The sequence below is a fragment of the Petrachloros mirabilis genome (assembly GCF_975968855.1).
Genome location: NZ_CDLUDY010000007.1, coordinates 1 through 11,526, shown reverse-complemented (window position 1 = coordinate 11,526; position 11,526 = coordinate 1). Strand labels below are relative to the sequence as shown.

The following is an 11,526-nucleotide window of genomic DNA, read 5'->3' as shown; positions in this document are numbered from 1 at the left end:
GAACGGTATTGTGCCCTGCGGAACCACCGGTGAATCGGCTACGCTGACGCACGACGAACATCACCGCGTTGTCAAGTTAGCCGTCGAAGTTGTACGCAGGCGGGTTCCTGTCATTGCGGGAACCGGTTCCAATAGCACGGAAGAAGCCATCTCGTTGACCCGTCATGCGAAAGAGGATGGAGCTGACGGGGCGCTTTTGATTACACCCTATTACAATAAGCCCACGCAGGAAGGCCTCTATCGCCACTACAAGGCGGTAGCGGAAGCCGTCGATATTCCGCAAATACTCTATAATATCCCTGGCCGTACCGGGGTCAACATGCTGCCTACCACCGTCGCGCGTCTCTCTGCGATGAAAAACATCGTCGGTATTAAGGAGGGGAGCGGATCAGTACAACAGGCGTCGGAGATTGCACAAACTTGCGGCGAACGCCTCACTGTACTTTCCGGTGACGATGCTCTGACCCTCCCGATGATGGCGGTAGGAGCTAAAGGCGTCATCACGGTGACGGCGAACGTCATGCCGAAAGACATGGCGCAATTAGTAGACACCTTCTTGAATGGACGGATCCTGGAATCAAGGCAGATACATTTCAAACTGTCCCCCCTCTTCAACGCCTTGTTCCTTGAAACCAATCCTATCCCTGTCAAGGAGGCGCTGGGGATGATGGGAAAGATTGATCCGGAGCTTCGGCTCCCCCTTTGCGCAATGGGCAAAGACAATCGAGAGAAGTTGGTTCGTATTATGAAAGACATGGGCCTTATCTAGGGGCAAGCATGTACGAGAGAAACAGAATAGCGGTTATTGCCCATTCGGGTGCTGAGTAGCAGGCAGCTCTCCTTTCGCTTCACGGAGTTTCTCATGATCAAAGTCGTCGTGGTCGGGGCTGCAGGCCGTATGGGCAATCGCTTGGTCGCTCTCATCAAGGATTCCGCAGACCTGGCATTGGTCGGAGCTGTTGAAGGGAAGGGCCACCAGGCATTAGGGCAAGATGCCGGCGAAACGGCCGGCTGTGGGAAAATCGGGGTCCCGATCACTGCTGACCTCTCATCGGTTTTGGAACAGGGGGAAGTCGTCATCGATTTTTCTGCACCCGAGGCCACGCTCAATCATTTGCGCATCGCTGCGAAGCAGCGTCGCGCGATGGTGATCGGAACGACAGGACTCTCCACATCGGAACACGAGGAAGTGAAATCACGTACCCGTGAGGTTCCCTGTGTATGTTCTCCAAACATGAGCATCGGTGTGAATTTGATCTATAAAGTCATCGGCGAGATGGCCAAGATTCTGGGCGACGATTACGACATCGAAGTCATCGAAGCCCACCACAGACTGAAGAAGGATGCGCCAAGCGGCACAGCCCTCAAGATTGCCGAGGTGCTGGCCCGAGCCGTGAACCGCGACCTCAATCAGGTCGGGGTTTATGCGAGAAAAGGTTTGATCGCGGCGAGGAAGAAACAGGAGATTGGCATCCAAACGATTCGAGCCGGCGACATCGTTGGCGACCACACGATTCTCTTCGGAGGTTTGGGCGAGCGGATCGAAGTGATCCATCGTGCCAGTAGCCGTGACACTTTTGCTCGGGGAGCCCTGAGAGCGGCAGAATGGGTCGTCAGGCAGCCACCCGGGCTGTACGACATGATGGATGTATTGAATCTCAAGTGAACGAGCCAGGGAGTTCCATTCCGAATCCGCTGTCGTTCCCCTTTCGGAGTTTTCGGTTCACAGAGCCGTGAACTAAAACCTAAAAATGGCAAGTGTGGAGGGTTTCACGGAGCAGGCAGGGACGGGTCACTAGTTTCGCGATCTTGGAATGACCGCGCCAGGTCGATCACGTACTAGACCTTCACATGCTACTAATATCGGGCAAAGCCCATTCTTCGGGGTCTGTGGCTTACCGTCTAAATAAAGGCCACTCCCGCAGCCTTACGATCATCGTACGTAAGCGGTATGAGTTCTGTCATCGCGTCAATGTCTGGCCGTGAGAGGACGAGGTTCCTGATCCGCAGCTTTCCGACGACCACAGTTCAAGCAAGCAAACACTGTGATGGCAAGCCCGGCATCCAAATCCACTGCCCGTTCCGGTAACATTGTTCCGCGGCATTTATCGCATGTCTTCATGGGATCGGACTCTAGCATTCTCTGAAATGCGTGCATATCCATCAGAAGTACTGGGCCTGTTAGGGTATTAGGGCCTGGGCGCAGGGGAATAAATCTAGGCCGTTCGAACTATGAACAATTGAACAAACATGTTGGATTTTAAAATAAAAATGCCATCTCAATTCTTGACAGAGCAACACCTCTCACATAGGATTGTGGTTCTAAGCTGGTCACCCTACTATGTATAGAATTATCTTTGTGATCATCCTGCTCGCGGTACTGTACTTCCTCCTACGGAGTGCCATCCGGGAGTTAAAAGGAAAGAGGGGGATGGACCAGATCCCGCCAAGTAAAGATCAGATGGTTCAAGATCCTGTCTGCCATGTATTCATCCCGCGTGGGTCAGCGGTAACAGAAGTGATCGGTGGGCAAACCTATTGTTTCTGCAGCAGAAATTGTGCCGCAGTCTTCCAGAAGCAGATGACAGATTAACAGCCCGAGTAGTCGTAGTCGGTTAGCTTATCTTCTTTATCGAATTTCAGTGTGATCTCGCACTGATTCGGTGTGAAGTTGAAGAGGGGAGGGCCTGACGTGCCTCCGGCTATGCGGTAGTAGGTCCAGGTTTCACCGCCGAAGAACCGGGGAGCTTTACCGCTTGGCGTGCCCCAATTCTTTTCGAACCAGGCCTTGTCTTTTCCTTGCAACTCAGCCGGCTTCAGCGACTGCTCCAAATAGGGGTTGCTTCCTCCGCAAGCGGTTAACAAGAGGAAGAAAGACATGGTTCCAATCAGTCGTCGCATAGATACTCCCCCTGCTAATCAAAGTTATGCTGAGTCATCAATGTGTTGAAGAAGTGACTGGATGGCTAGTCAATTCTAGCGGTCGATCTTGAGAACTGTCAAACAGCCTAGTCTGTTGCATGAGAGTCGACTTCTCCCTAGAATATTGAAGTACGACGACTCTTGCTCACCGTCATCAGAATAGCATGAAGGAAAGGATAATCCCATGAAGTTCTATCTGGACACAGCGAGCGTCAAAGAAATTCAAGAAGCAGCCAGTCTGGGGTTGTTGGACGGAGTGACAACCAACCCGTCGCTGGTTGCTAAAGAAGGACGGGTGTTTCGCGAAGTCCTGGTTGAGATCTGCAATATCGTCGATGGGCCGGTCAGCGCGGAAGTCGTGAGCCTTGAAGCCGATGCGATGGTGAAAGAGGGACGGGAGCTTGCCAAGATCCATAAAAACATTGTTGTTAAAGTACCGTTGATTGCGGAGGGGCTCAAGGCCACGAAGCGACTAGCGGCAGAAGGTATTAAAGTGAATGTGACTCTCTGTTTTTCTCCATCGCAGGCTTTGCTTGCCGCAAAGGCAGGTGCCTGGTGCGTGTCGCCGTTCATCGGTCGGCTTGACGATATCAGCTCCGACGGGATGGAGCTCATCCGTCAAATTGTTACCATTTATAACAACTACGATTTCAAAACCTACGTCCTGGTCGCCAGTGTCCGTCATCCTCAACATGTCGTCGAAGCAGCCCTCGCGGGTGGGCATATTTGTACCATTCCGTTCGCGGTCTTCCAACAACTGGTCAAGCATCCGCTCACCGATATGGGACTCAAGAAGTTTTTAGCTGACTGGGAATCGCAAAACAAAAAATAGGGAATTGGCCCGCGGTTGTCCGGGTATTCGTTCCCAAGGTGCATCATGTAAGACAACAGCGCGTCTTGGTGCCGTGAAAGGGGGGAGTATAGGCCTAACCCTCGTTCAACGCGCGCGTTCGAACCAGCGAAGATCCGAATATGAGTTCAGGAAAGGGAGAGCACGGATTCATCGGCGTTTCTCAATCTCCTTTCGCGCTGTCCGGAAAACAGAATGGAACATCTCTCTCGTGAGTTTGCCTGTGAAGGTATTTTGCTGGCTCGGGTGGTAGGAGCAGACGAGAGTTATGTTCCATGGCAACCGGTATCGTGATCCATGTCCGAAGGCTGGTAATGGGGAAGGAACCGGATATCCCATTTCCCGGCATGCCTTAAAATAGTGGTCGAAGGCGATCTTGCCGAGGACAACAATCACCAGCATCTTCCGCAGCAAACGCAGTTCTTCTTTGAGGTAGGAACGACATGCCTCAAATTCCTTAGGGGTCGGTTTGTTCCCGGGAGGGGCGCAACGAACCGTCGCTCCAACGTAACAATCCGAGAGAGTCAGACCGTCACTTCGATGTTGTGAGGAAGGTTGGTTGGCAAATCCATATCGATGCAGTGCTTCATAGAGCCAATCCCCGCTGCGGTCTCCTGTGAAGACCCGGCCTGTTCGATTCCCGCCGTGGGCGGCAGGGGCCAGGCCAAGCACATAAAGACGAGCATGAGGATCGCCGAATCCAGGAACCGGGCGCCCCCAGTAGGTCCAGTCGCGATATTGTCGCCGCTTGTCTACTGCAATCGTTCTGCGGTATGTGACCAAGCGTGGACAAACCGCGCAGCCGATGATGTGACGATTGAGGACCGCAAGGGAGCGCATCGATGATGTAGTCTAGCACGATTGCGAAAAGCGATCCTGCTTGCCGCATCCATCCCTTGCTGCTAGCATGACCAAGAATTTATCTCTGTCCTTTGTTTCCCGCTCGAACGTGAGGTTGCCATGAGGAGCATATTGCTCCATCTCTTGCTGGTCGTCACGATCATCGCAGCCTTCGTCTTCCCGATCTCGACGAATGCCGAGCTAGGAATAGATCACAATTCGACGAAGGAATCTCCCCCTCAAACGGGGTCCAACGGTGAAACAGACCGTGATCTGATCATCCCGGATGCACTGGAAAATCCGAACGAACCTGAAGACCGCCTGGTCGTGCTCCCTGAAATCAAACGTGAAGGCGAACGGTTCTTCCTCAGTTCGTTCAAGCTGCCGGACAAACTGACATTTGCCGGACAAACGGTTCCTCTCGACAATTGGCAGGTACGGGAACGTATCGAATATGAATTCTATCAATTCCTCGAGGATCAGGGCGAAAGTATCATCCTTGCAAAACGAACCGGTCGGTGTTTCCCTCCGGCAGAACGGCAATTGGCAGAAGCAGGCTTACCGGACGATCTCAAATATATGCTGCTTGTAGAGAGTAAGTGCATCTCAGCGGCCTATTCGAAAGCGAAGGCTTCGGGCCCCTGGCAATTCATCCCCTCAACGGGGCGGCGATATCGCCTCAAGAGTGATGCGATTCGCGATGAGCGACGCAATCTTGAGATGTCGACCGAAGCAGCGGTCAAGTATTTGAAGTACCTGAACGAGTATCAGCAGAATGACTGGTTTCTCGCCATGGCATCCTACAACGCCGGGGAAGAGCGAATAAGAAAATTGCTCAAGTCGCAGAAGATCAACGATTATTGGAAGATGCACGGTCCGCGCGAAACAATGAGGTATGTGCCAAGGATCATAGCGGCGAAAGAAATCTACTCGCAGCCGGAGAAGTATCTGGGACTGAGCAGGAGGGATCTCTACATCCCTCTGGAAACGGAGACCGTGACAGTTACGGTAAAGGAATCGAGGAGGGATCTGACACTCATTGCCGAAGAGTTTGGAACCTACTTCCTGGAACTCAAGATGCTCAATCCCGAGTTCAAGAAGGACTTCCTCCCCCGCGGGAGGTACCAGATCAGAGTCCCCCGTCAAACCTGCCCGACGCGCTGCTTCAAACAGGACAAGGCTCCCTAACGGTACCAAGGAAACGTCTTCACCTTCGCTCCGACCCTCGTCGAATGGCTCACTGTGCGAAGCCAAGGGAATCGACATCTCGGGACACAACTGACGTGCGTGTAGAACGACTTATCGTACCTGCCGAGAAGGGTCGTGGGATTTTTTGAGCCTTCATCATGCCCCTGTATGGTATCGTGTAACCTCTCGATGTATGTGCCGTGATTTCAAGTGCCATTGCGAGTAACCGCTAAGGGCGTTTTTCTTCAATGACTATTCAGTTGCCTCCCTCTCCGATCAGACCCTTGCTGGGCAGGATGCTCAAGCAGGCCCTGGAGTCGGTCAAGAGCGAACCGGCATTACGTCGTGCCGTGAGGAAACGGGGCCATATCCTAACGGTAGGTTCGCGCAGGTATGATTTGCGCCATTACAATCGGATTGCGGTGGTGGGGGCAGGAAAAGCAACGGCTCCCATGGCGCGAGCCATCGAGGGGGTTCTCGGTTCACGCCTGCACAGCGGAATGGTCATTGTGAAATATGGACATGGAGTGCCAACCAAGCAAATCGTTGTCGAGGAGGCCAGCCATCCTATCCCTGACAAAGCAGGTGTGATAGCAGCTAAACGACTCAGGTCGCTCGCAGCGTCACTCTCCGAGCGCGATCTTTTGATCGTCCTGCTTTCTGGAGGAGCCTCAAGTCTGATGCCGGCTCCGGTCCCTGGGATCAGTCTGGCAGACAAGCAGCAAGTGACCAAACAACTGCTTCGCAGCGGAGCCGAAATTGCTGAAATCAATTCTGTTCGTAAACACCTCTCGAGTTTGAAAGGAGGCCGTCTTGCAGAGGCGACTAAAGCTACGGTTGTGACGTTGATTCTGTCGGATGTCCTCGGCGATGACTTGAGTGCTATTGCTTCGGGCCCGACGGCGCCGGATCCCACGACCTATAATGGAGCGGTAGCATGTTTGAAGCGCTATAAGATTTGGTCAAAAGTTCCGAGGGCGGTTCGCGACCATTTGGAGCGAGGCAGGCGGGGGCGACTCCCCGAAACTCCCAAGGCCCGGTCGCCGGTTTTTCGTCGAGTACATAACGAGATTATTGGAAACAGCCGGCTCGCCCTCGACTCGCTTATGCGAGTCGCACGCCAGGCAGGGCTGAGAACTATTCTCCTTTCAATGACGATGACAGGGGAAGCACGGATCGTCGGTAAGGACTTCGGGGCGCTTGCCCGGAAAATCATCGATAAGAAACGACCCGTCGCCAAGCCCTGCTGCTTGATGGCAGGGGGGGAAACGACGGTGACGGTGAAGGGCGGAGGTAAGGGAGGACGCGCACAAGAATTTGCTGTGGCAGCAGCCAAGGTGATTGGCGGGCTCCCCAATGTATGGGTCGCCGCAGTCGGGACAGACGGGACAGATGGTCCGACGGATGTCGCAGGAGCTCTTGTCGGAGGACAGACGCAAGCTCAGGCAGAGCGCTTAGGGATAGACCTTGATGGATCCCTCAATTGCAACGATACCTATCCTGCCTTGAAACGACTGGGCAGCCATATTATTACCGGTCCGACGGGCACTAATGTGAACGATCTTTACCTCCTCTTCGTCCTCTAGCTACTATTCCCTTTCATGAAGAGTCCCTTGATTGTTTCGCTTGACCGCTGCAGTGATCTTTCCCTTGTCGGAGGCAAGGCGCACGGTTTGGCCCGTCTTCAGACTGCAGGATTAGCGGTCCCACCCGGCTGTTGTGTAACGACAGCAGCCTATCATCAGGTGTTGGACAGGGTCGGATTTTCCCGCACAGAACGATGGAGACAATCCGTGCAGTGTGCTGGAGGAGAGCGAAAACTGCTCCTCGCTGAATGCCGAAGAGAAATTTTGGAAGCCGATGTCTCGCAGTTGGTCGAAGCCTGCCTCGTTGAGCTGCATCGGATCGCCGGGTCGCCAGAGTTGCGTTGGGCCGTCCGATCGTCCGCGACGAACGAAGATGCAGCTGGAGCTAGTTGTGCGGGCTTGTACCGGACGGAACTTGCGGTTTGTCCGATCGACATCGGCCGGGCCATAAAACGACTTTGGGCGTCGGTCTGGGAAGAACGTGTGATGGACTATGCCGTAAGGCTCGGGACTGTCAATGACCCTCCGGCGATGGCCGTCGTCCTTCAACCGATGCGCGAGGCCCTGTTTGCTGGAGTGGCCTACTCAATCGATCCTGTGACGCGGCGCAACAATCAAGTTGCGATCAATGCCGTGAGAGGTTTGGGCGCTCTTCTTGTCGACGGATTGGTGACGCCTGATCAATTTGTGGTTCACATAAGAAAGAATACCGAGCCCTACCGAGTGCGTCGGCTTGTAATCGGACAACAAGCCCGGCAGCTTGTTATGGGATCGGAAGGACTCCTGGCTATACCACTGGAGTGGAACCAAGAGACGGGAGCCTCACTGACGGACATGCAACTCTACGAGGTCGCTCGTTTGGCTAAGCGGATTGAGGGCGTCTTTCACGCTCCGGTCGATGTGGAATGGGTAATCGATCAGGACTGTTTGTGGGTCTTGCAGGCCCGTCCGATCACGGCAGTGCGTCGCTCTTCCAACTTCACCGACGACGAGTGCGAATGGTCGAGAACGAATTTCAAGGAAACGATGCCGGAAGTTCCAAGCCCGATGGGACTTTCGTTTCTCGAACGCTTCATGGATACCTATATCATTTCGCACTATCGGCGTTTGGGCTGCAGGATTCCACCGGGCATCTCATCCGTTCGGATACTCCACGGGCGGCCCTACTTGAACGTCACGCTCTTCCACAGTCTCATCGGCCAACTTCGAGGGGAGCCTTCGTTGAACGTTGAGCAGATGGGAGGCGAACAACTGGAGGATCCTCCGGAAGTGACGCCGTTGGGCTCGATGGCCTATATGCGGGCCGGATGGCTGATGTGGAAAGAAATGAAGCGGGTGGAACGCCTGGGACCTCGATTCTTCCGCGAGATGAAACAAATGGCAGCGACCTACAGCCGAGCGAATGTCGCCGACATGCCTTTTGAGAAACTGGGAGTTTGCCTCAGCGGGCTTGGGAGCTGGCTCGATCAGCGGGAAGTCACCTTCGGGATTGCCGGAGGTGTCGGACAGTGTTTGCAAATGTTCAGCTTGCTGCTGCCGAACTGGCTGGGGGAAGATTGGCGGACTCTGCTCAATGCGGCCCTGCAGGGACAGGGTAATGTGATCAGCGCTCAACAGATCGTGCGCTTGGCCGAACTGGTGGAAGTTGCTAGGGCGGATGCGAGGGTAGTCAAGCAATTGGAGTGTGCCGTCGCCGACCCCGGATCGTATAGGCGCCTATTACAAGGTACAGCTTTTCTGGGATCGTTCGATCGGTATTTGGAAGACTATGGACATCGTGCGTTAGGCGAATCAGATATCATGTCTCCCCGCTTTTCCGACGAGCCAGACAAGTTGTTGGCCATCATTTCCGCGCAACTGCATGGCCCAGCATCAACACCTGCCGATATTGTCGAGCGACAGCGGGTCAGCCGGGAGAAGGCTCTTTCAACCATTAAGGCCAGGCTCGGCTGGCGAATCGATCGTTGGCTGACATTCCGATGGTGGCATAGGAGGCTCTCACGATTTTTTGCTTTGCGGGAGGCCAATCGCCACCATCTTATGTTCTATTCCGCTGCGGTACGAAACCTTCTCCTGGCGCTCGGGGATCGATTGGTTGAGAGAGGTATTTTCGCAACGAGGGAAGACATATTCTTTCTGACGATGCAAGAGCGAGAAGCGTTGACGTCTGAGATGCAGCGAGACTGGAGGTCTCTCATCGAAGCGCGCCGGGCCCAGTGGAATCATTGGGGTCAGAAGCGTGTTCCCGATACCATTCGGGATGGGGGTGAAGCATTAAACCGCGACTCCAGCCTTAGTGGGGATTTTGGGCAGCCGTTGCAGGGCATTCCCATCAGCCCCGGTTTAGTAAGGGGGCCGGCGCGCTTAATTCGATCGTCGGCCGATTGGAGCAAAGTGAAAAAAGGAGACATAATTCTGGCGTCGGTCATTGATCCCGGTATGGCGCCGCTGTTCGGCATAGCGGCCGGCTTGATTGTGGAGATGGGCGGTACATTGTCACATGGTGCCATTGTCTGCAGGGAATACGGCTTGCCGGCTGTGACAAACGTCAGCGGAGTTACAATGACGGTTGCTGAAGGAGAGCAAATTGAGTTGGATGCCAACAAGGGTTTGGTCAAGCGGCATGTTTCCGTCCCCTCGGGGAATGTGTAAGCGCATCAATCGATAAAAGAAATAGACGGATAGGGCCGAATGGATCTAGACAACAGCGTGGGTTGACGTTTCCAAGAAGATTCCGTAATCTTCTTTTCGCTTTTTTTTCATTTCTTTCTCGATTCCTTCTTCCTCAGTTGGCGTGAACTCGCCAAGCGTAGGGGTGTGGTTACTGTTCATGATTGAAGGTACGGCACTTGGCCTTGGTATTCTGACCGGTCTCGCTCTCGGTGCGTTCGCTGCCGGTTTCTGGTATTCCACGAGGCTCCGCGCGCAATTTCACGCCCAGTTGTTCAATGCCGCGGAACGGGCTCAGCGCGCTGAGACGCTGGCGGAAGAGTTGCGTCGTCAATGCGGCAGCCTCCAGCAAGAGCTGGACCATGTTAGGCAGGAACTTGCCGACGTGTCTCGAGCACGGGCCGTGGCCGAGACACAAGCTGCAGAAACCGCAAAGAATGTCGAAGAGCAAAAGGTGCTGCTATCGCAGGCGCGCCGAGAGTTGGCCGAAGCGTTCCAGGCGTTGTCCGGTGAAGCCTTGAAGCAGAACAACGAAGCCTTCCTCAATCTAGCGAAAAGTGCCTTCCAGACACTCCATACAGAAGCCAAAGGCGATCTGGCTCAACGGCAGCAAGCCATCGATGAAATGGTCAAGCCGCTGACGGAATCGTTGCAGCGGTACGACGAGCAGCTCCGCCACCTCGAACAATCTCGCCAGGCTGCGTACGGGGGACTTGATCAACATCTCAAGTCGCTCGCTGAAACGCAGCAACGGTTGCGGGAAGAAACGGGAAACCTGGTCAACGCGCTCCGTGCTCCGGCGGTCCGAGGGAGATGGGGAGAAATCACGCTCAAGCGCGTGGCCGAGTTGGCGGGAATGGTCGCTCACTGTGATTTCATCGAGCAGGGGTCCGTGCCGGTCGAGGATTCACGTTTGCGGCCGGATATGATTGTGCAGTTGCCTGGAGGGCGTCAAATCATCGTTGATGCTAAGACTGTCCTCGCGGGGTATCTGGAGGCACATGAAGCCTCCAACGAGGAACGGCGGATTGAGGGATTGCGCCGTCATGCGGCTCAAGTGCGTTCCCGCATGGACGAACTGAGTTTGAAGGCGTACTGGAACCAATTTGAGCAGGCACCGGAATTTGTCGTGTTGTTCCTGCCGGGAGAGCAGTTTCTTGGGGCTGCGCTGGAACAGGATCCACGCCTGATTGAAGACGGGTTCGCCCAGGGAGTCGTGTTGGCCACTCCGACGACACTCATGGCATTGCTGCGTGCCGTGGCCTATGGGTGGCGCCAGGAACGGTTGACCGTGCATGCCGAAGAGGCCGGACGATTGGGAAAGGACCTGTACGAGCGTATGGCGGTGTTGGCCGAACACGTCAACGACGTGGGGCAGGCTTTGGCCAAGAGCGTATTGGCCTACAACAAGGCGGTCGGTTCGTTGGAGACAAGAATATTACGGACCGCGGGGCGGTTGAAGGAAATGGT

The 11,526-nt window shown here is 54.5% G+C and carries 10 protein-coding genes; 8 read left to right on the top strand and 2 right to left on the bottom strand.

The features are described 5' to 3' along the window. From dapA to ACWVCN_RS00330, 3 genes are all read left to right on the top strand, one after another. The coding region (gene dapA / locus ACWVCN_RS00340) for a 4-hydroxy-tetrahydrodipicolinate synthase (protein WP_455243510.1) at window positions 1-769 on the top strand (769 nt) is incomplete at its 5' end. A 93-nt stretch (window positions 770-862) separates the two neighbouring features. After that, a complete protein-coding gene (dapB, locus tag ACWVCN_RS00335; RefSeq protein WP_455243509.1) occupies window positions 863-1,666 on the top strand; it encodes a 4-hydroxy-tetrahydrodipicolinate reductase in 804 nt (267 codons plus the stop codon). Between the two features lie 675 nt (window positions 1,667-2,341). Beyond that, a complete protein-coding gene (locus ACWVCN_RS00330; protein ID WP_455243508.1) occupies window positions 2,342-2,593 on the top strand; it encodes a hypothetical protein in 252 nt (83 codons plus the stop codon). On the opposite strand, the gene ACWVCN_RS00325 is transcribed toward ACWVCN_RS00330, so the two are convergent. Continuing rightward, window positions 2,590-2,901 (bottom strand): hypothetical protein, encoded by a 312-nt coding sequence (locus ACWVCN_RS00325; protein ID WP_455243507.1) that lies wholly within the window; start codon window positions 2,899-2,901, stop codon window positions 2,590-2,592. The two genes, ACWVCN_RS00330 and ACWVCN_RS00325, sit on opposite strands and share 4 nt — an antisense overlap. 205 nt (window positions 2,902-3,106) lie before the next feature. Between ACWVCN_RS00325 and fsa the strand changes: the two genes are divergently transcribed. Beyond that, window positions 3,107-3,754: a fructose-6-phosphate aldolase gene (gene fsa, locus ACWVCN_RS00320; RefSeq protein ID WP_455243506.1), complete on the top strand. Its 648-nt coding sequence runs from the start codon at window positions 3,107-3,109 to the stop codon at window positions 3,752-3,754. 168 nt (window positions 3,755-3,922) lie between these two features. Here the strand turns inward: fsa and ACWVCN_RS00315 are convergent, their stop codons facing one another. Further along, on the bottom strand, window positions 3,923-4,612 hold the full coding sequence (locus ACWVCN_RS00315) for a uracil-DNA glycosylase (RefSeq protein ID WP_455243505.1): 690 nt from the start codon (window positions 4,610-4,612) through the stop codon (window positions 3,923-3,925). A gap of 120 nt (window positions 4,613-4,732) precedes the next feature. On the opposite strand from ACWVCN_RS00315, the gene ACWVCN_RS00310 reads away from it, so the two are divergent. The 4 genes from ACWVCN_RS00310 to rmuC all read left to right on the top strand — a co-directional run. Further along, window positions 4,733-5,800: a lytic transglycosylase domain-containing protein gene (locus ACWVCN_RS00310; protein ID WP_455243504.1), complete on the top strand. Its 1,068-nt coding sequence runs from the start codon at window positions 4,733-4,735 to the stop codon at window positions 5,798-5,800. A 248-nt stretch (window positions 5,801-6,048) separates the two neighbouring features. Continuing rightward, entirely contained in the window at window positions 6,049-7,386 is a 1,338-nt protein-coding gene (locus tag ACWVCN_RS00305; RefSeq protein WP_455243503.1) for a glycerate kinase type-2 family protein, read from the top strand. Window positions 7,387-7,413: 27 nt separating this feature from the next. Continuing rightward, a complete protein-coding gene (locus ACWVCN_RS00300) occupies window positions 7,414-10,038 on the top strand; it encodes a PEP/pyruvate-binding domain-containing protein (RefSeq protein ID WP_455243502.1) in 2,625 nt (874 codons plus the stop codon). A 178-nt stretch (window positions 10,039-10,216) separates the two neighbouring features. Then, a partial coding sequence (rmuC, locus tag ACWVCN_RS00295; protein WP_455243501.1) for a DNA recombination protein RmuC occupies window positions 10,217-11,526 on the top strand: 1,310 nt, incomplete at its 3' end.

What these genes read in the sequence shown, in the direction of transcription:
- fsa (WP_455243506.1), top strand. Translation starts at nt 3,107, where the DNA reads ATGAAGTTCTATCTGGACACAGCGAGCGTCAAAGAAATTCAAGAAGCA.
- ACWVCN_RS00315 (WP_455243505.1), bottom strand. Translation starts at nt 4,612, where the DNA reads ATGCGCTCCCTTGCGGTCCTCAATCGTCACATCATCGGCTGCGCGGTT.
- ACWVCN_RS00305 (WP_455243503.1), top strand. Translation starts at nt 6,049, where the DNA reads ATGACTATTCAGTTGCCTCCCTCTCCGATCAGACCCTTGCTGGGCAGG.
- ACWVCN_RS00330 (WP_455243508.1), top strand. Translation starts at nt 2,342, where the DNA reads ATGTATAGAATTATCTTTGTGATCATCCTGCTCGCGGTACTGTACTTC.
- dapB (WP_455243509.1), top strand. Translation starts at nt 863, where the DNA reads ATGATCAAAGTCGTCGTGGTCGGGGCTGCAGGCCGTATGGGCAATCGC.
- ACWVCN_RS00310 (WP_455243504.1), top strand. Translation starts at nt 4,733, where the DNA reads ATGAGGAGCATATTGCTCCATCTCTTGCTGGTCGTCACGATCATCGCA.
- ACWVCN_RS00325 (WP_455243507.1), bottom strand. Translation starts at nt 2,901, where the DNA reads ATGCGACGACTGATTGGAACCATGTCTTTCTTCCTCTTGTTAACCGCT.